A 24,617-nucleotide genomic window follows, 5' to 3' on the forward strand; every position below is an offset into this window, starting at 1 on the left:
CGAGCATTGACGGCATAATGGTACGGTGCCCGAGCTACCCGACCTCACCGCCCTGCTGTCGATCGTCGAAGAGCGCGACCCCACCGCCGACCCCCTCAGCCGCCTCACCGTGGCCGAAGGGGTGCTGTCCGATCTGCAGGGCATCGGTGACCGGCTGCTCGGCTACCTGGTCGAGCTGGCCAGGGCCGAAGGCTGCTCGTGGTCCGACATCGGCGACCACCTCGGCATCAGCCGCCAGGCCGCCCAGCAGCGTTACGGCCGCCGCTGGTCCAGTCTCACCGTCGCCGACCTCGCGCAGTCGGGGGCGTTCGACCGCTACACGGCCCGCGCCAAGCAGACGCTCGAACGGGCCGAGGCCCACGCTCGTCGCCTGGAACAGCCCGCCGTCGGCGCGGATCACCTGCTGCTCGCCATCCTCGACGATCCCGAGACGCTGGCCGTACGCGCCATCGCCGCTCAGGGGGTGGATCCGTCCGCCCTCCGCGTCGAACTCGCCCGCGGCCTGACCGCCGGCTCGGAGACGACGGCGACGATCCCCATCGGGCCCGAGGCTCGACGCGTCCTGACGGCCACGCTGGCCGAGACGGCCGAGCTGCAGCACAACTACGTCGGCACCGAGCACATGCTGCTGGGCCTGCTGCGTGACAGGTCCAGCACGTTCCTGCGCGATCACGGCATCGACCTGGAGCCGACGCGGGCGGCCGTCCGTGCGGCTCTGGAGGCGTTCCTGCGTTCCAGGGAGCCCTGAGCCGATCGTCACGGCGACGTCTCCGCGCGCAGTCGGGTCGGGATGCGGAAGGCGGTGCGGAGGTTCGACGAGCTAAGGTCATCGATAGGTCGGGCCTATGGGAGCGGAGCAACGTGTGGACGTCCGGCAGCTCGAATACTTCCTCGCCGTCGTCGACCACGGGGGTTTCAGCAAGGGCGCGCGGGCGCTGTTCATGGCGCAGCCCTCGCTCTCGCAGGCGATCAAGGCGCTGGAGAAGGACCTGGGCAGCCTGCTCTTCCACCGCGTCGGCAGGCGCGTGGTGCTCACCGACGCGGGACGGGCGCTGATCGAGCCGGCCAGGCAGGTCGTCCGCAGCATGGAGGTGGCCAGGGCCAGCGTGGCCGCCGTCGAGGGGATGGTGCGCGGCAGCGTCGCCATCGCCGCGATGCCGTCGCCGGCCGTGGAGCCGCTGAGCAGCATGATCGACCGCTTCCGCCGCCTGCACCCGGACGTGCGGGTCGTCGTGCGGGACGCGCCGGTGCCGCAGGCGGTGATCGAGTCGGTACGCACGGGCGTCACGGAGCTCGGCCTGCTGTCGGCCTGGGAGCTGCCCACGGTCTCCGACGTGCGCCTGCACCCTGTCGAGGAGCAGCGCTTCGTGCTCGTCGCCGCGCCGGACGGCCCCTTCGAACCGGCCCCCACGCTGCCCCGCGAACGCCTGGCCGGCCAGCGTCTGATCGTCGGCGAGCACGGCACCGGCCTGCGCCGCCTGGTGGAGGAGATCCGCGCGTCGGGCGTGGAGGTGTCGATCGCGGTCGAGTCGGAGCACCGGGAGTCGTTCCTGCCGCTGGTGCTCAAGGGCGTGGGCGTCGGCGTGCTGGCCGAGGCGTGGCGGACGCTGGCGGAGCGGGCGGGCGCGCTCGTCTTCGACCTCGACCCGCCGGCCTCGCTGCACCTGGCCATGGTCAGCAGGCAGAGCTGGCTCACCCCGGCCGCCACCGCGTTCCTGGCGACGGCTCGCGCTTATAGGCGCGGCCTATAGATCGGATCGGGGGCTCATCTTGGACGTACGCTCCGTCCACCGCTTGAATCGGACCCATGACGACGCATGACATCGCCGTGATCCCCGGAGACGGCATCGGGCTCGAAGTCACCCCGGCGGCCCTGGAGGTGGCGCGGGCCGCCGGCCGGCGGCACGGGTTCGAACTCCGGCTGACCGAGTTCGACTGGTCGTGCGAGCGCTACCTGCGCGAGGGCTCGATGATGCCGGCCGACGGCCTGGAGCGGTTGCGCGGCTTCGACGCCGTCTTCCTCGGCGCGGTCGGCTTCCCCGGCGTGCCCGACCACGTCTCTCTCTGGGGGCTGCTCATCCCGATTCGCCGTGCTTTCCGGCAGTATGTGAACCTTCGCCCGGTACGTCTGTTCGACGGCATCGAGGCCCCCGTACGCGCCACTGACATCGACCTCGTGGTCGTCAGGGAGAACACCGAGGGCGAGTACAGCGAGATCGGCGGCCGGATGAACCGCGGCTTCCCCGACGAGATGGCCGTGCAGGAGGCGGTGTTCACCAGGACCGGGGTGACGCGGGTGCTCGACTACGCCTTCGGGCTCGCCGGCCGCCGCAGGGGATACCTGACCTCCGCCACCAAGTCCAACGGCATCGTGCACACGCTGCCGTTCTGGGACGAACTGGTCCAGGAACGGGCGGCCGAGCACCCCGGCGTGCGCTGGGACCAGGAGCACATCGACGCGCTCTGCGCCAAGCTGGTGCTGGAGCCGGGCCGGTTCGACGTGATCGTGGGCTCCAACCTGTTCGGCGACATCCTCAGCGACCTGGCGGCGGCGGTGACGGGCAGCATCGGCATCGCGCCGTCGGCCAACCTCAACCCGGAGCGTGAATACCCGTCGATGTTCGAGCCCGTGCACGGCTCGGCTCCCGACATCGCCGGACAAGGGGTGGCCAACCCGATCGGGGCCATCTGGTCGGCCGCCATGATGCTGGACCACCTGGGGCACGGCGAAGCGGCGGAGCAGATCGTGGCCGCCATCGCGACCGTGCTGGCCAAGGGCGACGTACGCACCCGCGACCTGGGCGGGACGGCCGGCACGGACGAGTTCACCCAGGCCGTTCTCGCGCTGCTGGTATAGCTGGCACTACCCAAGGATCTCCCGGCAGCGGGATCGATGACCTGCCGGGAGTTTCCGTAGATTTGACCGCATGATCACCGTACGTACTCGCCGGTGGACCGGCGTCTCCGCCCTGGCCCTCGCCGTCCTCTACGGCCCGGCCATCGCCCCCGCGCAGGCCGAAGCCACTTCGGCCCCGTTCCAGGACGTGCTGGACGACCTGGTCGGCAAGGACAAGTTCCCCGCCGTGCAGGCGTCGGTCCAGGACCGCCACGGCAAGATGACCGACTACACGGCGGGCGACGAGGTGCCGGTCGACGGGTACGTGCGGATCGGCAGCAACACCAAGACCTTCACCGCCGTGACCCTGCTGCAGCTGGTGGGCGAGGGCAAGGTCAAGCTGGACCGGCCGGTCGACACGTACCTGCCCGGCCTGCTGCGCGGCAAGGGCGTCGACGGCCGCCGCATCACCGTGCGCCAGCTCCTCCAGCACACCAGCGGCCTGCCCGAATACACCGACTTCCTGGCCAAGGGCGCCCTGCCCTACCAGCACGTCTACTTCCAGCCGCGCGAACTGCTCGACCTGGCGCTGAAGAACAAGGCCCAGTTCGCGCCCGGCACCAAATGGGTCTACACCAACACGAACTACATCGTCGCCGGCCTCATCATCGAGAAGGTCACCGGCCGTCCCGCGATCGAGGAGATCACCAAGCGGACCATCGACCGGATCGGCCTGACCCACACCTACTTCCCGAACGTCGGCGACCAGACCCTGCGCACGCCGCACGCCAAGGGCTACCACCGCGACGACCCGGCCAAGCCGCGTACCGACGTCACCACGTACGAGCCGTCCCAGGCCTGGACCGCCGGGCAGATGATCTCCACCCCCGGCGACCTCAACCGCTTCTTCTCCGCCCTGCTCGACGGCAAGCTGCTCAAGCCCGCGCAGCTCAAGCAGATGCGCACCACGGTCAAGGCGCCCGAGCTGGGCCCCGGCGGCAGATACGGCCTCGGCCTCATCGCCGTCAAGCTGTCCTGCGGGGGCACGGCTTGGGGGCACGGGGGCGCCATCCCGGGCTACTACACCACGAACGCCGCCACCGACGACGGCCGCGCCGCCGCCATCGCCGTCACCCACCTCCCGGAAACCCAGGAGGCCCGCGACCACATCGAATCCGCCCTCGACGCGGCCCTCTGCGCCAAGTCCTGAGTTGTCATCGGTCAGTAGGCCGCTGTCCGGTGACCAGGAGCCTTGAGCCAGCGACAGCGACGTTCCAGCGGCGAGTTGGTAGCAGCGTAGTTGCGGCGGCTCAAGGCGCGCGCTGATCGCGGGTCTCGCCATGATCGACCTTCTGCGCCATGACGTGGTCACGTGCCTCCGTGACCTGCCGCATGATGCGGTGGGCCCCGCACGCCTCGGCGGTGGCGTACGCCTCAGTGGCCAGCGCCACCGCGTCGTCCCACCGGCCCTGCGCGGCGGCGATGTAGATCAGCCCCACCTGGTCGGCGGCGGCACCGGCCGGCAACCCGATCTCCCGGCGTTGCCGTGCCGCCGCCTCCAGACGCTCTCGCGCGGAGTCCAGCCGGCCAGCGGCATGGTCGGCGATCCCCAAATGCCGGAGGGCTTCCGACCGGGTGTACGGGTCGCCCGCCGCCGTGGCCAGCTCGTACGCCTGCTCAAGGAGGGGAACGGCGCGGCCGGGGTCGCTCCGTACGACCTGGTGGAAACAGCCCTCCCAGAACACCGACTCCGCCTCGCCCGCCGCGTCGCCCAGCGTCCGGTACAGGCGGGTGGCCCGCTCGAACAGCTCCAGCTCACGCGGTTCTTCGCGCCGGTCGTCGAAGAACCGCGCGTGCAGGATCCGTCCCCTGGCCAGGGCGAGATCGGCCTCGACCTTGTCCAGTTCCCGCTCCGCCGCTGCCAGCCCGCCGACCTCGCCGGCGAAGACAGCACGCTCGTAGGACAGCCTGGCCCTCTCGATGGGTCCGTCCATGCCTGCTCCGCTCACCTCGGCGACACCGCTCGTACGCGGTCCATGAGACCGTGCGCCGACGATCTCGACAAGCTTTCGGCCCGGACGTAGCCGCGATCCCAGGACGTGGTCATGGCTTGCGGTGGACGATCACCCTGTCGCCGCGCCCCGGGTAGGCCATGATGAGCAGTCGCTGGCCGGCCTGCTGCCGGCCCTTCCAGGACAGCCAGGCGTAGTGGACGCGGACGCGGTAGTGGCCTTTGCCGCGTGAGGCCAGGTCGGGGAGCGTGACGCCGGACAGGAAGTCGCCGAGGATGAGTGTGCCGTCGCGGCTTTCGTACCCGGCTTCGACGACGTGATCCCAGCCCTTCGTCTCGGCGGGCGGGCGGCGGTCGTAGGTCTCGGTGGTGACGCACATGCGTGATTCGGTGTTGACGAGGATGGCGAGGCGGCCGGGTGCGGTGACCACCAGGTCACCCTCCTTGGCCTGCCACACGACGTCGTCGTCCAGGTAAGCCTCCTCGTCGAACGCCTCCAGCGACAACTCCGTCCACACCGGTTTCTTCTCCCTGACGGCCCGGACCGGCTTGATCCTCGGCCGGTGGCGGGGAGCCTGGTCGCACATGGCCTGCTGCTCGGCGTTCCATGCCGCTATCTCGGCCTCTTCCTCGGCCACCGCCGCGTCGAACTCCGCCGCGACCTTCGGGCAGATGTCCCCCAGGAGGTACTTCTGCTCGCGCGGATGGACGCCGTACGTCAGCTTGAAGGTCGCCGCCTCAAGCGCGTCGCCGCGGGTGTAGACGCCGCACATGCGGTGCCCGTACGCGATCAGCCGCTGGTCGGGCATGCTCGGACGGAACGGCGGGGCGTCCAGCCTCCGCACGGCGCAGACGAAGGCCCGCTCGCCGGTCGCCTCCGAGGGGTTCTCACACTCGCTTCTCGTCGTGGTACGGCCGGGTGTGTGGTCCGCCGCCGGCACCAGGGCCAGCAGCGCGACCGTGGCCAGGCTCGCCATGGCCACCTGATACGGCTTCCGTGGACGGGGTCGTTCGCCGTACAGGAAGAGCAGGATGAGGGCGGATCCGGTGAAGGCGGCGCTGTGCCAGAGCGGGGAGATGCCTGGTGCGGAGTCGAGCAACTGTTCCGGAAATATCCGGACACCATCGTACGGCGGCGCGGGCCTGTCCTTCCCGGTGACCGCCTCCACCACCCCAGCGACCGCCGCCAGCGACAACGCCGCGACGACCCCCTGGCGCAGCCTTCCCCGGCCCTCGCCACCGGCTCTTCTGTGCCGGAGCACGACAGCCAGCACCAGGGCCGCCGCACCGCCGGATCCGGCGAGGGAGATCAGCAGCCAGAGTTCCTGCAAGTACCACCCGGTTCTCGCGAACCACGAGGCGATCGCCCCCTGGGATCCGAGCCACAGGAAGACGCCGTTCGTCCAGTTGACCGAGGCCGGCAGCAACGGCAGCCCGACCGCGACCACTTCCCACGGCCGCCACCGGAACGTACCCATCACGCGCGGTCGCGGAGCCCTGGGCGAGCGTGAGACCTCGATCGCGGACCGGCCGAGCCACACCACGGTGAAGACGTCCAGGAGCATCCGGCTCGCCTCGTAGATGACGGCGGTCTGGGTGATCGGGTAGGTGACCAGCGGCAGGAGGAACGGCCCTGCGGCGATCACCGCCCCCGCCCACAGCGTCGTCCGCCCCCACCGGCCGTCCCTGGCCTGCGCCACCACGATCAGCGCCATCCACACCACCCACGCCAGGCTGCCTCCCGGCGGAAGGGCGTCGCGCGCGACCCCGAACAGGTCCAGCGCCATCGCGACAAGTGCCAGGATCGGCCGGTACAGCCCCGCCACCAGCGCGACCAGTCGCAGCGTCCGGGAGACGGTGCTCATCACCCGGTAGAGGAGCACGACGACCGCGATGCGCGCGACGGCCTTGGGCAGGTCGTCGGGCCAAGGCAGATGGCCGGTCAGCTCGATCGCCATCAGGGCGTACAGGGCCGCCCGCAGCAGCAGCTGATCGCGGCTTCGGCGGGTCTCGTCACTCCGGCCGCCCTCGCTCCCCTCGCCGTCGCCGGGTGCTCGGGCAGCGGCGACGGGCGGCGCGTGCCTGCTCGTCGTCCCGCCGCTCCGCCGTCCAGGCAGGATCTGCGCCAGCCCCCAGGCCTGCGCCAACCCCACCCCGACCAGCAGTACCAGCAGGTCCGCGTCGAGTTCCTCCACCGGATCGACGAACACCCGGTAGACGAGCAGGACGACGAGCCGGGTGTCTCCGGACACCACGGCCAGCACAGTCCCCGCGACGACCAGAGCGGCGAAGACGGCGACGACGATCCGAGCGAGGGCATGGCGAGGCACGGGCGGTTCCTGAGGCAGGGGAGGAGCAGAGGGGGAAGATCGAAACGCCCAAGATTAACGGAGCTGCCCCCGCCGAGTCGATCATCAATTGGCCCGGCAGACATCTGGTGAAGGCGGTGCTCGGTTCGGCCGGTCGACTCGGCCGGTTCCTTCGGGCGGCGGCGGGAAGGGCGGGCGAATCGGAGGTAGCCACCGCCCGGCGGGACGTCGCCGGGCGGGCCGGGGTCAGCCGGCCGGCTCCTCGCCTTCGACCAAAGGCAGGGGGCGGCGGGGGAGGAGGGTGAGGGTGCCGAGGAGCCAGTCGGCCAGGCGGTCGCGTTCGACGAGCAGCAGGGGCTGGCGGGCGTTGAGTGCTTCCTCGCGGGCCTGCCGGGTGAGGTGGCCTGAGGTGACGAGGACGCCGGTGTGGCCGGCGAAGGTGTTGGCGAGGGCGCCGAGGAAGTTGCGGACCTCCGGGGCACCGACGTTGCCGCTGTAGCGCTTGCACTGGATGGCGTACGGCTTCCCTCCGGGGGCGGTGGCGGTGATGTCGACGCCGCCGTCGCCCTTGCCTCCCCGTTGCTGGACGCGGCGGAAGCCGTCGGCGGTCATGCGTTCGGCTATCAGGTGCTCGAATTGGGGGCCGGTCATGAGGTCGACCTTGGCCAATTCGGTGTTGGCCGCCAGGAATTTCATGCGACGGGCTTGGATGACCCGATATCGCAAGAAAAGGGCGCCGCAAAGGGCCGCGACCGTAAGGAGGGCGATGGTCGTGGCCCAGCCCGGGTTTTCCGAGACGTATTTGACCACGGCGGTGATCGCGATGGCCGTGACGCCGATGCCGAGCAGCCACAACCCCTCGTTGCCACCGGTCTTACGCCGGCGTCTGCGGTGCCCTGATCGCCCCGAACGGCCTGAGCGTCCCGGTCGCCTCGCCATTAATCCCTCCCTGAAGGTCGGTCTCGCTGGCGATTATGAACGACGGCACCGACAGAATCCGTGCCCAAGAGCACACGGCCCGCGGTATTTCAGTCCGGCTCTTTTTGCGAGGGAATTTCAGGTATTTGCGATGAGGGGAGGGAGAAGCCGGAGAAGGGTTACACGTTGGCGTCGTCGTTCGTCAGGAAGGCGTTCACCTGCTCCGCGAACTCCTCCGGGCTGACGATGCGCACCCCCAGGCTCTCCGCCTTCGTACGCTTGGAGCCGGCCTTCTCGCCGGCCACCAGCAGGGACGTCTTCGCCGAGACGCTGGAGCTGGCCTTGCCGCCGGCTCGCTCGATCAGTTCGTTGACCTCGTTGCGGGAGAGCTGGGCCAGAGGGCCGGTCATCGTGCCGGTGACGACCACCGACATCGAGACCAGGGGGAGGTCGGCCGACGGCTCCTGGGGCTCGGCCGAGGGCGGGGTGGCGCCGGGTTCGGTCATGTTGACGCCGGCTCGGACCAGCTTGTCGATCAGCGGCGCGAGCTCGATCAGCTCGTCCACCACGACCGGCGCCTTCTCCGGGCCCATGCCCTCCACCTGCTGGATCGCCTCGGCGTCGGCGGCCCGGATGGCGTCCATGGTGGCGAAGTGGCGGGCGACGCGGCGGCTCATCGAACGGCCCGTGCCGCGCACCCCGAGGGCCGCGAACACCCTGCTGAGCGGGCGCGTCTTCGCCTGCTCGATGGCCGCGATCAGGTTGTCGCTGCTGGTCTCGCCCATGCGCTCCAGCCCGAGCAGTTGCTCCTTGGTCAGGAAGAACAGGTCGGCGAAGTCGGCGATCAGGCCGGTGTCGAGCATCTGCTGGATGCGGTTTTCGGCCAGGCCCTCGATGTCGAGGGTGTCGCGGCCGACCGCGTACGTGATGGACGCGATCGCCCGGCAGCCGCGCCCGCGCACGCACCGCCACCGCTCCTGGGAGGTGTCGATGGCGTCGCCGCAGGACGGGCAGACCTGCGGGATCGCGATCGGCTGCTCGTCGCCCGTGCGCAGGTGCACCACCGGCGCCTCGACCCGCGGGATCACGTCGCCCGCCTTGTAGACGGTCACGCTGTCGCCGAGCATCAGGCCGCGCCGGGTGATGTCGGCGACGTTGTGCAGAGTGGCGTAGGTGACGGTGCTGCCGTCGAGCTCGACCGGCTCCAGCACGGCGCGCGGCGCGATGATGCCGGTGCGGCCGGTGTTCCACTCCACACGGAGCAGTTTGGTGATCTTCTCGGTGGCGGGCAGCTTGTAGGCGATGGCCCAGCGGGGCGCGCGGGAGCTGAACCCGGCCTCGGCCTGGTCGGTCGCGAGGTCGCACTTGATCACGATGCCGTCGATGCCGAACGGCAGCGTGGCCCGCAGGCCGGCGATCTCCCCGACGCGCTCCTGCACCCGCTCCAGCGTCTCGGCCACGATGCCCGCCACCGGCGTGACGGCCGTCGTCTGCACGCCCTGCGTGGCCACCCACTCCATGACCTGGCTGTGCGGCAGCTCGCGCAGCCGGGTGGCCGGCTCGGAGTCGTCTCCGGGCGACGGCAGCACGCCGTAGCCGAAGAAGGTCAGCTCGCACACATAAGGGCGGTCCTGCGCGCGCAGCGTGCCGGCGGCGGCGCTGCGCGGGTTGGCGAACGTGGTGCCGTCGTGCGCCTGCCGCTTGGCGCACGCGTCCTCGAACTGCGACGCGGTCATCATCACCTCGCCGCGCAGCTCCACCGTGACCGCGTCGGTCAGCCGGTCGGGGAGGCCGACGATGGTGCCGATGGCGTGCGAGACGTCCTCGCCGGCGGTGCCGTCACCGCGAGTGACCAGTTGGGCCAGGCGGCCGTGCCGGTAGCGGGCCGAGATGGCCAGGCCGTCGAGCTTCGGCTCCACGCTCCACACCGTGACGGGCCGGCCGAGCCGGCGCTCCAGCCCCGCCGCCCAGTCGGCCAGCTGCTCGGCGCCGAACACGTTGTCCAGGCTCAGCATGGGCACGGTGTGCGGCACGTCGCCCACCACAGCCCCGCCGGCCACCTTGCCGGTCGGCGACGACGGCAGCACCGACTCGGGGTGCTCCTCCTCGTACGCCTGGATCCCGCGGACCAGCCGGTCGTAGGCGTCGTCGTCGAGGGTCGAGGTGCCGTCCGCGTAGTAGGCGGCGGCCGAGTCGACGGCCAGCTGGACGGCCTCGGCGTAGGCCGTGTCGTCAGCCAGGGTGGTGATGGGGGGTGTCTCGGTCATGGGTCCATCATGTCGTCCCGCACCGACAATCCGGCCCCTCAGATCGCCGGTACGCGACGACGGTTCATCTCCGAAGGACGGGTGCTTCCCCAGGCCACCGTCCGGTTCGCAGGGGTACGTCTGAGCTGCGTGGACGCGGGTAGGGCGCAGGCATGGACAGTGATCGGGGAACACGCGCGCCCGTCATCGTGGTCGGCGCGGGCATGGCGGGGCTGGCCTGCGCGCTGCGGCTGCACGAGGCCGGTGTGCCGGTACGGGTGCTGGAGGCGTCCGACGACGTCGGCGGCCGGGTGCGTACGGACGTCGTCGACGGCTTCCGGCTCGACCGGGGTTACCAGGTGTTCAACACCGCCTACCCCGAGGCCCGCCACGTCCTCGACATCGGCGCGCTCGACCTGCGGCCGTTCGCCTCGGGGATGATCGTGCAGGGGAGCACCGCCCGGGCCAGGGTGATGCTGCCCTGGCGGCACCCCAGGCACGCGCTGAGCGGGCCGCTGTCCGGGGTCGGGACGATGCGCGACACCGCCGTGCTCGGCACGGTCACGGCACGCGACCTCGCCGCGCCCGCTTCCCGGCTGCGCGGCGGGCGCGAACGGCGTACCGACGAGGAACTGCGCGCCTGGGGCATGTCCGAGAAGATGATCGACTGCCTGATGCGGCCCTTCCTCGCCGGCGTGCTGCTCGAACGTGACCTGGAGACCTCCAGCCGGGTCTTCCACCTGTTCTGGCGCTCGTTCGCCCGCGGCACCATCGGGGTGCCGGCGCTGGGCATGGGACAGATCCCGCGCCAGCTCGCCGACCGGCTGCCCGCAGACACCATCACCCTGGGCGCCCGCGTGAGCGAAGTCGCGGCCGACGGTGTCCGGCTCGCGGACGGGGCCACGGTCGAGGCGCGGGCCGTGGTCGTGGCGGCGGATCCCGGGGCGGCGGGTGAGCTGTTGAGCGAGATCGAGGTGCCGCCGATGCGGGCGGTGACCACCTTCTACCATGCGGCCCCGCGTTCGCCCCTGGGTGAGCCGATCCAGATCATCGACGCGACCGGGATGATCACCGACACCCTGGTCCTCACCGATGCCGCCCCCGAGTACTCGGCCGACGGGCGGGCGCTGGTGTCCACGTCGGTGCTGGGGCTGATCACCGACGAGGAGCCGGTCCGGCGGCGTCTGGACGAGATCTACGGCGACACCTCCGGCTGGGAGCACATTGCCACGTACCCGATCGCGGCGGCGCTGCCCGCGATGCCGCCGCCGCACCCGCTGCGCAGGCCCGTGCGTCTGAGCAGCGGGATGTACGTGTGCGGCGACCACCGCGACACCGGCTCGCAGCAGGGCGCCCTGGTCTCCGGCCGCCGTGCCGCCGACGCCGTGCTCGCCGACCTCAGGTCGCGCCGCGAGGCCGTCCGCGCGGCCCCTGATCGGGCGATTCGTTGAGGGGAACTGGCATCCTGTACGGATGCGCCAAGTGACCGTCCTCGGCAGTTGCGGTGCGTTTCCCGAGCCGGGCCGTGCCTGCAGCGGGTTCGCGGTGGACTGGGACGGTTACCGGCTGCTGCTCGACCTGGGCTACGCCACGCTGCCGCGGCTGCTCGCGCACTGGCCGGACGGCGCGGTGGACGCTGTCGTCGTCACCCACGAGCACCCCGACCACTGCATCGACCTGCACGGGTTGTTCCGGATGCGGTTCTACGGCGACCCCGGTGGCCCACGGCTGCCGCTGTACTGCCCGCCGGGCGTGCTCGACCGGATCAGCGGGCTGGAGCCCGACGTCGACCTCCACGCGGTCTTCGACGTGCGTCCGTTACCTGGCAGTCACCGGGTGGGGCCGTTCGCCCTCACCGGACTGTCGCTGCCGCACTACGTGCCCAACGCCGGCGTCCGCCTGGAGGCCGACGGTGTCGTCCTGGCCTACACCGGCGACACCGGTCCGGCTCCCGCGCTCGCCGAACTCGGGCGCGACGCCGACCTGTTCATCGTCGAGGCCACCGACCGCGACGGCGAGGCCGGCCGCCCCGTCCGCAATCTGCTGGCCTCCACGGAGGCCGGTCACTGGGCCCGCCGCGCGGGCGCACGCCGGTTGATGCTCACCCACTTCTGGCCGGGCAACGACCGGGCCGCCTCCGTGGCCGCCGCCCGGGAGGAGTTCGGCGGTGAGGTGCTGGCGGCCGAGGAAGGACTCTCCGTCCCCCTCGGGGAGAACCGATCAGTGAGTCGATGACGATGGCGCACCGCGAGGACTAGAGGAGGGTCGTGTCGCGTAGATAGGCGGCCACGCGTTCCTTGCCGCCGTACTCCGCCCAGCCGAGCGGGGTGGCTTCGTGCCGGCTGTCCTTGAGCGTGGGGTCGGCGCCCAGTTCTAGCAGGGTACTGGCGGTCTCCACGTCGTCGTTCCAGGCGGCCGCGTGCAGCGGGGTGCCTCCGTGCGGGTGGTTCACGTCGAAGCCGAGGCCGGCCAGCAGGCGTACCGCGGCGGGTTTGCGTTGCCCGGCGGCGCGGTTGATCAGGTCGGGGTGCCGGGCGAGGGCCCGGGCCCGCACGTCCGGGCCGAGCGCGGCCACCGCGGCGGCGTCGGCGCGCATGCAGGCGGCGGTGAACGCGTCCATCTCCGCCGGCACCGCCGACGCTCCCGCCGCGGCGAGGAGTTCCGCCACCTCGGTGTGCCCGTTCAGCAGCGCCAGCTCGTACGGAGTCCGCCCCCCGAACACCGGATGCCCGCCGATCCCGTCCACCTCGGCCCCGTGCGCGAGCAGCAGCCGGACCCGCCGTGGCCCTCCGCGCAGTGCCGCCGTGGCCAGTTCCTCCCGCAGCAGCAGGCGCGGCGACCCCAGGGTGGGCCCCAGCCGGGCGTGCCACGGCCCGTTCCCGCCCTTCCCGAGCCCGAACTCCAGCAGCAGCCGCAGGTGCGCGGTGTCGTCGGTGAAGGAGCCACCGAGGCCCAGGTTGTAGAGGGTCTGGCTGTCGTTGGGGTCGGCGCCGGCCTCCAGCAGCAGCCTGGCCAGGGCGAGCGCTTCGGGGTGCGGCGGCTGATCCTGCTCGCCGCCGCCGAACGCGCCGGTCAGCGCGGTGAAGGGGGAGGTCAGGCCGTCCCACAGGAAACCGGCGTTCGGGTCGGCGCCGTGGCCGAGCAGCACCCGGGCCGCCGCCACGTACCGCCCCGAGGTGGCGGGCAGGCGGGCGTAGGTGAGGTACAGCAACGGCTCCCAGCCGAACGGCCCGCCCTGCGTCCGCGCGAGCCCCGGGTCGTCGTCGAGCGTCGCGGCCAGGGCGTCGGCCGAGCCGGTGGCGGCCATGGTGAAGACGTTCGCGGTGGCGAGCTCGGGCTGCCGGGCCAGCAGCAGCGCCGCCTCACCGGTACGTCCGGGATGGTCGGCCCCGTACGTGAGACAGGCCAGCCGCAGGAACTCCTCCGGCGGCTCCGCCCGGGGCGTGACGCGATGCGGTGAGCGGGTGTAGCGTTCGACGGCGCCGAGGTGCTCCTTCAGCCGGGGCCAGCTCGCGAACCCGTACATCCGGGCCGTGACCAGCTGCGCGTCCGACAGTCTGAACGGATGCGGCGGCCGGGGATGGAACTCGGCGACCAGCCCGCGCGCCTCGGGGGCGCCGGCCTGCACCTGGCGCAGGAGCGTCTTGGCCTGCTTGCGGAGCCGTTCGAGGCTGGGGTTGTCGGGCAGCCGATGGGCGGGCACGATGGCCTCCTTTCCGTCTGGCCTGCCGTCCGCATGCTCAGGCCGGAAAAGAGGTCGGGCCGGGTCGAGCGAGGATCATCAGGTGGGCTTGGCCCTTCCCGCGGACCGGGGGCGCCCTGAAAGCGCCGCCCACCAGCATACGCCTCGTCAGAAAGACCGTCTGCGCCGCCGGGAGAGCCGGCCCTTGACGAGCCGGACGTCCGTCGAGTCGCCCGCCAGGTCGGCCACCCACCCGGCGACCGTCCGCAACGACGGCTCGACCGCGTGCTCGCCCGACCACCACCAGCCCTTCTCCCGTGGCGGCTCGGCGGCGAGGCCCGCCGCCGCCAGCCCCGGCGGATGCCCGGACCGCTCCCACAACTCCTCCCACTGACCGCGCCGCAACCGCAGATAGAGCAGGTCCTTCAGCTCGGACAGCACGCTGAGGTCGCGGATCGCGGACGCCTCGGACAGGTCGAGCGCGTACAGACGCGGGCACGACAGCAGCGGCCCCAGGTCCACCGGACGGCTGGTGCGCAGGGTCAGGAAGCGCAGCGTGGCGTGCTCGGCCAGCGGCGCCAGGTCGATCCGGTCCATGGCCAGGTCGAGCAGCTCCACCGGGGTGTCCTGGAGCGGGGCCAGGTCGGCGCCGGGGCAGTTCTCGACGTTCACCTGCCACAACATCGGCGCCCCGCGCACTGGGGCGAAGTCGGCCCAGGGGGCGTTGCGGATGTGGAGCTTCTGGACGTGCTGGTGCAGGCCCCGCATGGAGGCGGCGTCGGCGCCGGCGATCGTGAGTTCGTCCGGCTTGTCGGCCTCGGGCTCGTCCTGGCCGTCGATGTCGATCCGGATCCGGCGGCCCTGCCCCACCTCGTACGAGCCCGCCCGCAGCGCCTTGACGTGCCGGCGCAGCAGGCCGGTGACCGAGTCGGCGACGTAGACGGGGCCGTCGTCGTGGTGCCTGCCCATGCGGATCACCTGGCCCGGGCGTCCGCCGGGGCCGGGCGCCAGGTCCACGGCCAGGAAGTCGCCCTGGGGGTCGGTGGCGAACGGGATCCAGTGCGGATGGTCCGCGGCGCGGCGCACGGCCAGCGGCGGGCCGCCGGTGCTGGTGACCAGCGGCCGGCGCAGGTGGTGCCGCCAGGAGCGGCCCGCCGCCCACGTGCGGTTCTCCGGGCGGCTGAGCTTCTCTAGGCGTTCGAGGCCGAACCAGTGGTGGTCGGCCAGCAGTCCCTCGCCCCCGTCGCCGTCCACGTGGGCGTACAGGGCCTGGAGGTCGTCGGGGAGCGGGACCTGCAGCCGCGCCTCCAGCCACCGGCGGTGGTGTTCGGGCAGCGCCGGCGGGGGCGCGTAGGTGTCCTTGCCCCGCAGCGCGCGGTCGCGTCCGCGCAGGTACGCGCCGAGCAGGGCGACGGCCTCCTGCGCATTGCCCGCCGGGGTGGCCATCGACGGGCCCGGCTGGTAGGTGCCGGGATCGGGCGGGAGGACGCCGGGGCGCAGCACGTACAGGAAGCCGCGGTCGTCCTCGCGCACCAGCGACTCGCTGACCACCGCCTCGAACCGGCCCCTGGCCTCGACGGTCAGCTCGATCGACAGATGGTCGCCGCTGGCTCCGTAGTGGGTGTGCACGGCGGACAGCTGCGGATGCAGGTCGATGTCGCCGCCGTCTCCCGCCGGGTCGAACCGGAAGCCGTGGTGCCCGGATCCGCCGTCGCCGGTGGCGTATCCCCGCACCTCGGCGCGCCGCCAACCCGGAGGTGCCGCATCGGTGATCTTCTCAGCCATGGCACGGAGAACATCGTCAATCACTCGGCACACCTCATCATCGGACAATGAGCCTTTCTAACACGCTCCGGGGAGGTCCCGAGCCGGTTGCCGGAGGCCCGTCGCCGCCGGGGGAGAATCCGCAGCTGACAGCGCCCGGCAGCGGCTGACAGCGATCCGGCAGAGCGGCCTGACACCGTCCCTTTCATGAGTGAACCCACCATGGACGTCATCGTCGCCGGCGCCGGTCCCACCGGCCTCACCCTTGCCGTGGACCTGGCCCGCCGCGGCGTCTCCTGCCGCGTCGTCGAGCAGGCCGCGCAGCCCTCCGGAGGGTCCAAGGGCAAGGGCCTGCAGCCGCGTACGCAGGAGGTCTTCGACGACCTCGGCGTGATCGGCCGCGTTCTCGGCGTGGCGACGCCGTACCCGCCGCTGCGGTTCCGGCTGGGCCGGGTGCCGGTGTGGCAGACCCGTATGCACAGGCCCGCCCGGCCGACGGACGCGGTCCCGTACCCGACCGTGATGATGCACCCGCAGTGGCGTACGGAGGCGGTGCTGCGCGAACGCCTGGCGGAGCTGGGCGGGAAGGTGGAGTACGGCACCGCGCTGACCGGCGTCGAGCAGGACGCCCACGGGGTGCGCGCCACGCTGGGCACGGGGGAGACGGTCAGGGCGCGCTACCTGGTCGCCGCGGACGGCGGCAAGAGCCCGGTACGCAAGTCGCTCGGCATCGGCTTCACCGGCGAGACCCGCGAGGAGGAACGCGCCGCGCTGGCCGACGTGCGGGCGGAAGGGCTCGGCCGCGACCACATCCACGCCTGGGCGCGGCCGGGCAGGGGTTTCGTGGCCCTGTACCCGATGGCCGGCACCGACACCTTCCAGCTCCTCGCCCCGCTCAGGCCGGGGGTGGTCCCCGAGGACACGCTGGCCTGGTACCAGCGGCTGTTCGCCGAGCGGTCGATGCTGCGCGGGGTCCGGCTGACCGAGCTGCTGTGGTCGTCCCTGTACCGGGTGAACATCCGCCTCGCCGACCGCTACCGCTCGGGCCGTGTCTTCCTGGCCGGCGACGCGGCCCACGTGCACTCGCCGGCCGGCGGGCAGGGGCTCAACACCGGGGTGCAGGACGCGTACAACCTGGGCTGGAAGCTGGCCCGGGTGCTGGCGGGGGCGCCGGAGGAACTGCTGGACACCTACGAGGAGGAGCGGCGGCCCGTCGCCGCCCGGATGCTCGGCCTCAGTACGGACCTGCACGACAAGAAGTCGGTCAAACGGGACGAGGAGACCTACCAGCTGTCGCTCTCCTACCGGGGCGGCTCCCTGGCCGGGCACGGCGGCGACCGCGTCCCCGACGGCCGGGTGCGGCTGGCGGACGGGACGGAGGCACGCATGTTCGACCTGCTCAGAGGCGCGCACTTCACGCTGCTGTCGGCCGAGTCCTGGAACGGGTCGGCGCCGGAGGTGCGCGCGTACCGGGTGGCGGAGCCGTACGGAGGGGAGCGGTACACGCTGATCCGGCCTGACGGCCATGTCGGTATCTCCACCTCGTCGGCCGACGAGCTCGCTGGTTATCTGGCCATGGTCGTGTAGCGCCGACCCCGTTGAGCTGCGCGGACGCGGTTCTCATGAAGTTCTCAGGCGAAGTTTGTAGCACTTTCAACATAAATTTATGACTATGGGGCGATGGGGCACGCGCCGCAGGAAACCGGTGCGGCCGAGGCTCTGGCAGATCGGGGAGCCGTGGCCGGGCGAGCCCGGCGCTTCGCCGTCGGGGGCGCCGCGATCGCCGCGCTCGTCCTCGTGGCGGTGCTGGCGTACTGGCTGGGCGGCCGCGGCGGGCAGGTCGAGGGATCCGCGCCCAGGCCGAGCCCCACGCCGACGCCCACCGCGACGCTCACGGTGCCGGACGTGTTCAAGCTGGTCGGGCCGTCGGTGGTGGTCATCCAGGCCGGCCGGTCGCTCGGGACCGGGGTGATCGCGGCCGACGACGGCACGATCCTGACCGCGCACCACGTCATCGACGGCGCGAAGGACGTGAACCTGACGTTCGCCGACGGCACCAAGGCCAAGGCCGCGGTCTCGTCCTCGAACCCCAAGCTCGACGTCGCCACCCTCAAGCCAGCCAAGCTCCCCGAGATCGTCGTCCCCGCGACGCTCGGCGGCGGCGTGAGCGTGGGCGCGCCCGTCGTCGCCATCGGCAACCCCCTTGGCCTCACCTACAGCGTCTCCACCGGCGTCGTCTCGGGCCTCAACCGCACCGCCGACAGGACCGCCGAGGACGGCGACCTCAAGGGGCTCATCCAGTTCGACGCCTCCGTCAACCCGGGCAGCTCGGGCGGCCCGCTCCTGGACGCCCGTGGCCTGGTCGTCGGCATCGTCGTCTCGATCGCCGACCCGGGAGGCGACGAGGCCTTCGCCGGCATCGCGTTCGCCGTGCCGATCGGCGTGGCCCTGGGCGGAGGCACCGACGGCGACGGCCCGCCCGGCGACGGGCCGCTGATTTGACCGACGAGAGGGAACACCGCATGACCTCGACCAACCAGGCCGATCACCCGCTCGAACAGGTGCTGTTCGAGGTCAAACGCACCATCGTCGGACAGGACGTGCTGCTGGAGCGCATGGCCGTGGCCCTGATCGCGGACGGCCACCTGCTGGTCGAGGGCGTGCCCGGCCTGGCCAAGACGCTCGCGGTCAGGTCGCTGGCCGCCGCGATGTCCGGCAGCTTCCAGCGGGTCCAGTTCACCCCCGACCTGGTGCCCGCCGACCTCGTCGGCACCCGGGTCTACCACCAGCACTCCGGGGAGTTCAGGACCGAGCTGGGCCCCGTGTTCGCCAACCTGCTGCTGGCCGACGAGATCAACCGCGCCCCCGCCAAGGTGCAGAGCGCCCTGCTGGAGGTGATGCAGGAGCACCAGGTGACGATCGGCCGCGAGACGTTCAAGGTGCCGGAGCCGTTCCTGGTCATGGCGACGGAGAACCCGATCGAGTCGGAGGGCACCTACCCGCTGCCCGAGGCGCAGGTCGACCGTTTCATGATGAAGGTGGTCGTCGACTATCCGGCGCAGGCCGAGGAGCAGGCGATCGTGGCCAGGGCGCTGCGCCCGCCGGAGCCGCCGCAGCCGATGGTGACGCCCGAGGGCCTGATCGCCATGCGGGCGCGGGCCCGGCAGGTGTACGTCGATCCGGCCATCGTCGACTACGCGGTCCGGCTGGTCGGCGTGACCCGTTCCCCCGCGACCGCCGGGCTCGGCGAGCTGGAGCGGTACGTCACCTACGGGGCGAGCCCGCGGGCCTCCATCGCGCTCGTCACCGGGGCTCGGGCGCTGGCGTTCCTGCGCGGGCGCGACTACGTCCTGCCGCACGACCTGGCCGAGCTCGCGCTCGACGTGCTGCGGCACCGCCTGGTGCTGTCGTACGAGGCCCTGGCCGACGACGTCGACCCCGACACGATCATCACCAGGGTGCTCGGGGCCGTCAGGGCGCCCGACGTCGTCCTGCAGAACCGCTGAGCCGCCATGGCCACCGCCCCAGAGAAACTGCTGCTCCGCCTGGAGTGGAAGGTCGTCCGCAGACTCGACGGCCGGCTCCAGGGGGCCCACAGGACGACGTACCGCGGCACCGGGATCGACTTCACCGGGCTGCGGCCGTACACCGAGGGCGACGACGCCCGCCACATCGACTGGAACGTCACCGCCCGGCTGGACGAGCCGCACCTGCGCGTCTTCACCGAGGACCGTGAGCTGACCGTGTGGCTGGTGCTCGACCGCTCGGCCTCCATGGGGGCGGGCCGGCCGGGGCGCGGCAAGCACGACGTGCTCGCCGAGCTCACGCTCGTCCTGACCCGGCTGTTCGGGCGGGGCGGCAACCGCGTCGGCGCCGTGCTGTTCGACACGGGGATGGTGCGCGTCGTGCCGCCAGGCACCTCGCGGCGGCACGCGCTGCGGATCGCCGCCGAGCTCCAGCGCACGTCGGGGACGCGCGGCGGCAGCACCACCGACCTGGCGGAGATGATCGACGCGGCCGGACGGCTCGCGCGCCGGCGCGCGCTCGTCGTCGTGCTGTCGGACTTCATCGGCGAGGGCGACTGGGAGCGCTCCCTGCAGCGGCTGGCCCGCCGGCACGAGGTGGTCGCGCTGCGCATCGTGGACACCGCCGACGACGTGCTGCCCGAGGCCGGGCTGATCGTGGTCGAGGACGCCGAGACGGGCGAGCAGCTCGTCGTCGACTCCGCCGACCCCTTGCTCCAGGTACGGTTCCGCGCCGCCGTGGACGCCCGCGACGCCCGGCTGACGGCGGGCATGCGCCGGGCCGGGGTGCCCGTCCACCGCATCGACACCGACCGCGACCTCGGGGAGGCGCTCGTCGAGGTCGTCGCCAGAACCGGGAAGCGGACGTCATGACCGGGCCTGACATGTCTGTGCTGATCACTGTGTTGATCACTGTGCTGATCAGAGGGCCGGTCGTGTCCGCGGGGGAGGCTTCATGACGTGGTCCGCTCCGCTGCTGCTGATCCTCGGGCTGCTGGTCACGGCCGCGCTCGCCTGGGCCGCCGTCGTCTCGGCCCGCCGCAGGAGGACCGCGCTCGCCGCGGCCGGCCTGGTCGTGCCCGGGGGACGCCGGGCGTACCTAGGAGTCGGCCTGACCATCGCCGGCGTCGCCGTGCTCGCCATCGCCACGGCGGGACCCGCGGCCATGGTGCCGGTCCCGCGAGCGGCGGGCACCGTCATCCTGGCCATCGACGTCTCCAACAGCATGGGCGCCGACGACGTCGCGCCCACCCGGCTGGCGGGCGCGCAGCGGGCCGCCCGCGCGTTCGTGGCGGCGCAGCCGGACAGCGTCGACATCGGGGTCGTCGCGTTCGAACGGGGCGCGCTCACCACCGCCCGCCCCGACGCCGACCACTCCGTCGCGCTCAAGGCCATCGACCGGCTGAAGGTCACCGGCGGCACCTCGCTGGGAGCGGCCATCACGGCCTCGCTGACGGCGATCACCGGCAAGCAGGCCGCCCTCGGCCGCGACGGCGCCCCGCCGCCCGACCTCGGCTACTGGCCGTCCGCCACGATCGTGATCTTCTCCGACGGCCAGAACCAGGGCAACGACGTAGAGAAGGTCGCGACCCTGGCCCAGCAGGCGGGCGTGCACATCCACACCGTCGGCGTCGGCACCACGGCGGGCACCGCGGTCAAGGTGGACGGCTACAACCTGCAGACCTCGCTCGACGAGGACACGCTCACGCTGATCGCGCAGACCACCGGCGGCGAGTACCACCCCGCCACCGACACCGCGCGGCTCGACGGGATCGCCGGCACGATCGACCTGCGGCTCACCGTCTCCGACGAGCCGCTGCCCCTCGCCGGCGGGCTGATCGGGCTCGCCCTCGCACTGCTCACCGCGGGAGCGGCGCTCACCGTGCTCCGGTCAGGACGGGTGATCTGACATGACGTTCTCATGGCCGTGGGCCCTGCTGTCCATCCTGATCATCCCGCTGATCCTGGGCATCCGCTGGTGGGCGCTGCGCCGCCGGCGGCGCGCCGCCGTCCGGGTCACCTCGATCGCCCTCGTCCGCAGCGCGCTGCCCGGCCGGACGCGGTGGATCCGCAAGATCCCGCCCGCGTTGTTCGTCACCGGGCTCGCCCTGCTCGCGGTCGGGGCCGCGCGGCCGCAGGCGTCGGTCCCGGTGCCGCAGACGGCGGCGACGATCCTGCTCGCGCTCGACACCTCGGGCTCCATGTGCTCCACGGACGTGGACCCGAACCGGCTGACCGCCGCCAAGAAGGCTGCCACCGACTTCATCGAGTCCCTGGAGGGCGGGCCGCGCATCGGCCTGGTCACCTTCTCGGGCAGCGCCGGCCTGCTCGTCCCGCCCACCGACGACACCGACGCGCTGACCGAGGCGCTGGACAACCTCACCGTCGGCCGCGGCACCGCGATCGGCCAGGCCATGCTGGCCTCGCTCGACGCCATCGCGGAGGTCGATCCGTCCGTCGCCCCCACCGGCGCGAGCCCCGATCCCGGCTCGGGCGAGGGCCACGCCGCCGCCGCGATCATCGTGCTCACCGACGGCGCCAACACCCAGGGCGTGGACCCGCAGACCGCCGCCCAGGAGGCGGCCCTGCGCCGCGTCCGCGTCTACCCCATCGGCTTCGGCACCACGACTCCGGCTCCCATGGTCTGCGAGAACACCCAGTTCGACGGCCGCGGCTTCGGCGGGTGGGGCGGCGGCTGGGGCGGTGGCGGCGGCTTCGACCGGGGCGGACGCAACATCCGCATGATCGACGAGCCCGCGCTCAAGCAGATCGCCCAGACCACCGGCGGCGCCTACCACCGCGCCGAGAACGCCGACGAGCTCAAGACCGCGCTCGAAGCCCTGCCGGGCAGCTTCAGCGTCGTCAACCGGCGGGTCGACACCGCCGCCGCCTTCGCGGCCGGCGGCGCGCTCTTCGTCGTCGCCGCCCTGTCGCTCTCCCTCTGGTGGAACCGCCCTCGTACGCCTACCCGCTGACCGGGGCTGATTACAGGGGTCAGTCGTCGGAGGCCAGGCGGGCCGGGAAGCCGCCGGTCGCGATCGGGCCCCAGCGGTCGATGTGCAGCCGGATCAGGGACTTGTCCTGGCGGCGCATGGCCTCGCGGTACTCGTCCCAGTCGGGGTGCTCGCCGGCGATGCAGCGGTAGTAGTCCACCAGCGGTTCGAGCGCGTCGGGCATGTCCAGCACCTCCGCACGCGCGTCCACCTGCACGTACGGCCCGTTCCAGTCGTCGGACAGGACGCAGATCGAGGCGCGGTCGTCCCGGCGGGCGTTGACCGCCTTGGCCCGGTCGGGGTAGGTCGAGACGACGATCCTGCCCTCCTGGTCGACGCCGCAGGAGACCGGCGAGAGCTGCGGCCGGCCGTCCGCGCGCGTGGTGGACAGCAGGCCGTGGTGGCGGGGGCGGAGGAAGTCAAGCAGTTCGGGCAGTTCGACGCGGCGGGCGGTCGCGATGCTGGGAGCCATGACACATGCCTTTCATTACGGACGTGGCTTCGATCCTTCCACTCCTGACGCGAGGAACACCCGATCCGAAACGGGGACGTAACAGACGTCCTACATGATCGGTGTCACCCCGCCCCCGTTCGACCCCGCGAGGAGAGTCATGAGCGTGTCGCAGACGTACGGACGACGGAACTTCCTGCGCGTGGCGGCGGCCCTGACCGGCGCGGGCGGCGCGTCGCTGGCCGGCGCCGGACGGGCCGCCGCCACCCCGACGCTGCCGAAGGAGATCCTCCAGCCCCGCAAGGGGCCGATCCACGGCCGGCACTACCTCCCGTCCACGGTGGAGCAGGTCACGTGGGGGTACGTGCCCGCGCTGGGCAGCGAACCCGTGCTGCGGGTCAGGTCCGGCGACACCGTCACCGTCGACACGGTCTCGCACGAGGGCATCCTGGAGGACCAGGGCCGCGACCCCGTCGCCTACTTCGCCCGGCACGGCGTGGCCCGATCGGACGTGCTCCAGGACGCCATCGCCATCGCCCGCGACTACGACCGCACGCCCAGGGACTTCGACCTCGACGGCCCGCATGTCGTGACGGGCCCGATCCACGTGGCCGGCGCGCGGCCGGGCGACGTGCTCAAGGTCGAGATGCTCTCCATGCTGCCGCGCGTCCCGTACGGGGTGGTGTCCAGCCGCCACGGCAAGGGCGCGCTGGCCCGGCAGGCGAACGGCGGCGCCCCCGACGGCATCACGCCGGCGGAGGTCATGCCGCCCGTGGCCACCGACGGCCGCTCCACCGGGGATCCGCTCAGGTACGGGAACGTCTCGGTCTTCACCCCGGTCCGGCGCGGTCGCAAGGGCGTGGCCAGCGGCGTGCTCAAGCGCGGCATGCGGGGCAAGGAGGTGACGTTCCCGCTGAAGCCGTTCATGGGGATGATGGGCGTCGCGTTCGCCGAGTCCGACCGGCCGACCGATCCGCTGCTCAACAGCATTCCGCCCACTCTGGGCGGCGGCAACATCGACATCAGCCACCTCGGCGCGGGCGCCACCTTCTACCTGCCGGTCTTCACCGAGGGCGCGCTCTTCTACACCGGCGACCCCCACCACGCGATGGGCGGCGGCGAGGTGGCGCTGACGGCGATGGAGGGATCCCTGCGCGCCACGTTCCGTTTGACGGTGTGCAAGAAGGGCTCGGGGGACGCCCCTTCTGTCGCCTTCCGCTACCCCTTCGGCGAGACGGCGCACGCCTGGCTGCCGATCGGCCTGTCCGACCCGGACGGCTCCAGGAACGGCCAGGTGAACGACCTGGACGTGGCCATGCGCCGCGCCGTCGTCAACGCCCTCGACTTCCTGGAGCACGACCAGGGGATGGACCGCGCCGTCGCCTACGCCTACCTGTCGGCCGCCACCGACTTCGAGATCTCCCAGGTGGTCGATCGCACCACCGGCGTGCACGGGCTCATCCGCAAGGAGCACTTCTGAGCAGGGTCTACGCGATGTGGCGGCGATCACATGTGGTGTGTGGATTCGTCCACAGATGATCGGGTGGCGTCTCCGTAGTGTCTGTCTTGCCGGAGCACCCCGGCGGAACGGACAAGGGGAGGAACCCGAAATGCGTAAGACCTTCGCGATCGCGGCGCTGGCCGGTTCGATGGCTCTGACCGGTCTGGCGCTGAGCCCGGCCGCGGCTCAGGCCAGCACCACCACGACCACGCACACGGGGACGAACTGGGGGAAGTTCTTCTCCAGTGACCACAAGGCGTACACGTTCGGCAAGACGTGGGAGTCGCACGGCAAGGTGTTCACGAAGTGGTACGGGGTGGACAAGGTCGGCGGTAAGAAGGGCTGGGTCTGGTTCGAGGTGTACCAGGGCGGTCACTGGAAG

20 protein-coding genes and 1 pseudogene are annotated in these 24,617 nt (G+C 72.0%); 14 read left to right on the forward strand and 7 right to left on the reverse strand.

Annotated features, from left to right (window positions below):
• Window positions 1-25 precede the first annotated feature (25 nt).
• The 4 genes from B0I32_RS46860 (at window position 26) to B0I32_RS46875 (ending at window position 4,046) form a co-directional block, all read left to right on the forward strand.
• On the forward strand, window positions 26-748 hold the full coding sequence (locus B0I32_RS46860) for a Clp protease N-terminal domain-containing protein (RefSeq protein ID WP_106250796.1): 723 nt from the start codon (window positions 26-28) through the stop codon (window positions 746-748).
• A 115-nt stretch (window positions 749-863) separates the two neighbouring features.
• Window positions 864-1,751: a LysR family transcriptional regulator gene (locus B0I32_RS46865; RefSeq protein WP_106250798.1), complete on the forward strand. Its 888-nt coding sequence runs from the start codon at window positions 864-866 to the stop codon at window positions 1,749-1,751.
• A gap of 56 nt (window positions 1,752-1,807) precedes the next feature.
• The gene (locus tag B0I32_RS46870) at window positions 1,808-2,857 is read left to right on the forward strand and encodes a tartrate dehydrogenase (protein WP_106250799.1); all 1,050 of its coding nucleotides are present in this window, start codon (window positions 1,808-1,810) and stop codon (window positions 2,855-2,857) included.
• A gap of 70 nt (window positions 2,858-2,927) precedes the next feature.
• Window positions 2,928-4,046 (forward strand): serine hydrolase domain-containing protein, encoded by a 1,119-nt coding sequence (locus B0I32_RS46875; protein WP_106250801.1) that lies wholly within the window; start codon window positions 2,928-2,930, stop codon window positions 4,044-4,046.
• A gap of 100 nt (window positions 4,047-4,146) precedes the next feature.
• Here B0I32_RS46875 and B0I32_RS46880 read toward each other — a convergent pair whose 3' ends face one another.
• The 4 genes from B0I32_RS46880 to ligA all read right to left on the reverse strand — a co-directional run bounded on the left by B0I32_RS46880 (window position 4,147) and on the right by ligA (window position 10,341).
• Window positions 4,147-4,830, reverse strand: coding sequence for a hypothetical protein (locus tag B0I32_RS46880; RefSeq protein WP_106250803.1), 684 nt, complete (start codon window positions 4,828-4,830; stop codon window positions 4,147-4,149).
• A gap of 109 nt (window positions 4,831-4,939) precedes the next feature.
• Window positions 4,940-7,177 carry a hypothetical protein gene (locus B0I32_RS46885; RefSeq protein ID WP_106250805.1) on the reverse strand — a complete coding sequence of 746 codons (2,238 nt, stop codon included), beginning with the start codon at window positions 7,175-7,177 and terminating at the stop codon, window positions 4,940-4,942.
• A 225-nt stretch (window positions 7,178-7,402) separates the two neighbouring features.
• Complete coding sequence (locus tag B0I32_RS46890; RefSeq protein WP_181308546.1) at window positions 7,403-8,011, reverse strand: restriction endonuclease; 609 nt, start codon at window positions 8,009-8,011, stop codon at window positions 7,403-7,405.
• A gap of 242 nt (window positions 8,012-8,253) precedes the next feature.
• The gene (gene ligA / locus B0I32_RS46895; protein ID WP_106250809.1) at window positions 8,254-10,341 is read right to left on the reverse strand and encodes an NAD-dependent DNA ligase LigA; all 2,088 of its coding nucleotides are present in this window, start codon (window positions 10,339-10,341) and stop codon (window positions 8,254-8,256) included.
• 152 nt (window positions 10,342-10,493) lie between these two features.
• Here ligA and B0I32_RS46900 point away from each other — a divergent pair, with 152 nt between their 5' ends.
• Window positions 10,494-11,771 carry an NAD(P)/FAD-dependent oxidoreductase gene (locus tag B0I32_RS46900; RefSeq protein WP_106250811.1) on the forward strand — a complete coding sequence of 426 codons (1,278 nt, stop codon included), beginning with the start codon at window positions 10,494-10,496 and terminating at the stop codon, window positions 11,769-11,771.
• A 22-nt stretch (window positions 11,772-11,793) separates the two neighbouring features.
• Window positions 11,794-12,555, forward strand: a complete 762-nt coding sequence (locus tag B0I32_RS46905; RefSeq protein WP_106250813.1) for an MBL fold metallo-hydrolase — start codon at window positions 11,794-11,796, stop codon at window positions 12,553-12,555.
• Between the two features lie 19 nt (window positions 12,556-12,574).
• On the opposite strand, the gene B0I32_RS46910 is transcribed toward B0I32_RS46905, so the two are convergent.
• Together B0I32_RS46910 and B0I32_RS46915 are read right to left on the reverse strand one after the other, a co-directional pair.
• Window positions 12,575-14,023 carry an ankyrin repeat domain-containing protein gene (locus B0I32_RS46910; RefSeq protein ID WP_106250814.1) on the reverse strand — a complete coding sequence of 483 codons (1,449 nt, stop codon included), beginning with the start codon at window positions 14,021-14,023 and terminating at the stop codon, window positions 12,575-12,577.
• 147 nt (window positions 14,024-14,170) lie between these two features.
• Complete coding sequence (locus B0I32_RS46915; RefSeq protein WP_106250816.1) at window positions 14,171-15,787, reverse strand: SMI1/KNR4 family protein; 1,617 nt, start codon at window positions 15,785-15,787, stop codon at window positions 14,171-14,173.
• Between the two features lie 186 nt (window positions 15,788-15,973).
• Between B0I32_RS46915 and B0I32_RS46920 the strand changes: the two genes are divergently transcribed.
• From B0I32_RS46920 to B0I32_RS46945, 6 genes are all read left to right on the forward strand, one after another.
• A complete protein-coding gene (locus B0I32_RS46920) occupies window positions 15,974-17,353 on the forward strand; it encodes an FAD-dependent monooxygenase (RefSeq protein ID WP_106250817.1) in 1,380 nt (459 codons plus the stop codon).
• A 150-nt stretch (window positions 17,354-17,503) separates the two neighbouring features.
• Window positions 17,504-18,268 (forward strand): S1C family serine protease, encoded by a 765-nt coding sequence (locus tag B0I32_RS46925; RefSeq protein ID WP_245956558.1) that lies wholly within the window; start codon window positions 17,504-17,506, stop codon window positions 18,266-18,268.
• A gap of 20 nt (window positions 18,269-18,288) precedes the next feature.
• Window positions 18,289-19,272: an AAA family ATPase gene (locus tag B0I32_RS46930; protein ID WP_106250821.1), complete on the forward strand. Its 984-nt coding sequence runs from the start codon at window positions 18,289-18,291 to the stop codon at window positions 19,270-19,272.
• A 6-nt stretch (window positions 19,273-19,278) separates the two neighbouring features.
• The gene (locus B0I32_RS46935) at window positions 19,279-20,163 is read left to right on the forward strand and encodes a DUF58 domain-containing protein (protein ID WP_106250823.1); all 885 of its coding nucleotides are present in this window, start codon (window positions 19,279-19,281) and stop codon (window positions 20,161-20,163) included.
• Between the two features lie 82 nt (window positions 20,164-20,245).
• The gene (locus tag B0I32_RS46940; protein ID WP_106250825.1) at window positions 20,246-21,199 is read left to right on the forward strand and encodes a VWA domain-containing protein; all 954 of its coding nucleotides are present in this window, start codon (window positions 20,246-20,248) and stop codon (window positions 21,197-21,199) included.
• A gap of 1 nt (window position 21,200) precedes the next feature.
• Window positions 21,201-22,265: a VWA domain-containing protein gene (locus B0I32_RS46945; protein WP_106250827.1), complete on the forward strand. Its 1,065-nt coding sequence runs from the start codon at window positions 21,201-21,203 to the stop codon at window positions 22,263-22,265.
• 19 nt (window positions 22,266-22,284) lie between these two features.
• Here the strand turns inward: B0I32_RS46945 and B0I32_RS46950 are convergent, their stop codons facing one another.
• Window positions 22,285-22,755 carry a PPOX class F420-dependent oxidoreductase gene (locus tag B0I32_RS46950; protein WP_106250829.1) on the reverse strand — a complete coding sequence of 157 codons (471 nt, stop codon included), beginning with the start codon at window positions 22,753-22,755 and terminating at the stop codon, window positions 22,285-22,287.
• Between the two features lie 139 nt (window positions 22,756-22,894).
• Between B0I32_RS46950 and B0I32_RS46955 the strand changes: the two genes are divergently transcribed.
• The gene (locus tag B0I32_RS46955) at window positions 22,895-24,214 is read left to right on the forward strand and encodes an acetamidase/formamidase family protein (protein WP_106250830.1); all 1,320 of its coding nucleotides are present in this window, start codon (window positions 22,895-22,897) and stop codon (window positions 24,212-24,214) included.
• Window positions 24,215-24,344: 130 nt separating this feature from the next.
• A pseudogene (locus B0I32_RS46960) lies at window positions 24,345-24,617 on the forward strand (hypothetical protein); the annotation flags it as partial.

This window comes from Nonomuraea fuscirosea, from assembly GCF_003001935.1.
GTDB classification, from domain to species: domain Bacteria; phylum Actinomycetota; class Actinomycetes; order Streptosporangiales; family Streptosporangiaceae; genus Nonomuraea; species Nonomuraea fuscirosea.

Coding starts and splice junctions, on each gene's coding strand:
- B0I32_RS46870 (WP_106250799.1), top strand. CDS start 1,808: ATGACGACGCATGACATCGCCGTGATCCCCGGAGACGGCATCGGGCTC.
- B0I32_RS46875 (WP_106250801.1), top strand. CDS start 2,928: ATGATCACCGTACGTACTCGCCGGTGGACCGGCGTCTCCGCCCTGGCC.
- B0I32_RS46880 (WP_106250803.1), bottom strand. CDS start 4,830: ATGGACGGACCCATCGAGAGGGCCAGGCTGTCCTACGAGCGTGCTGTC.
- ligA (WP_106250809.1), bottom strand. CDS start 10,341: ATGACCGAGACACCCCCCATCACCACCCTGGCTGACGACACGGCCTAC.
- B0I32_RS46900 (WP_106250811.1), top strand. CDS start 10,494: ATGGACAGTGATCGGGGAACACGCGCGCCCGTCATCGTGGTCGGCGCG.
- B0I32_RS46905 (WP_106250813.1), top strand. CDS start 11,794: ATGCGCCAAGTGACCGTCCTCGGCAGTTGCGGTGCGTTTCCCGAGCCG.
- B0I32_RS46915 (WP_106250816.1), bottom strand. CDS start 15,787: ATGGCTGAGAAGATCACCGATGCGGCACCTCCGGGTTGGCGGCGCGCC.
- B0I32_RS46920 (WP_106250817.1), top strand. CDS start 15,974: ATGAGTGAACCCACCATGGACGTCATCGTCGCCGGCGCCGGTCCCACC.
- B0I32_RS46930 (WP_106250821.1), top strand. CDS start 18,289: ATGACCTCGACCAACCAGGCCGATCACCCGCTCGAACAGGTGCTGTTC.
- B0I32_RS46935 (WP_106250823.1), top strand. CDS start 19,279: ATGGCCACCGCCCCAGAGAAACTGCTGCTCCGCCTGGAGTGGAAGGTC.
- B0I32_RS46940 (WP_106250825.1), top strand. CDS start 20,246: ATGACGTGGTCCGCTCCGCTGCTGCTGATCCTCGGGCTGCTGGTCACG.
- B0I32_RS46945 (WP_106250827.1), top strand. CDS start 21,201: ATGACGTTCTCATGGCCGTGGGCCCTGCTGTCCATCCTGATCATCCCG.
- B0I32_RS46950 (WP_106250829.1), bottom strand. CDS start 22,755: ATGGCTCCCAGCATCGCGACCGCCCGCCGCGTCGAACTGCCCGAACTG.
- B0I32_RS46955 (WP_106250830.1), top strand. CDS start 22,895: ATGAGCGTGTCGCAGACGTACGGACGACGGAACTTCCTGCGCGTGGCG.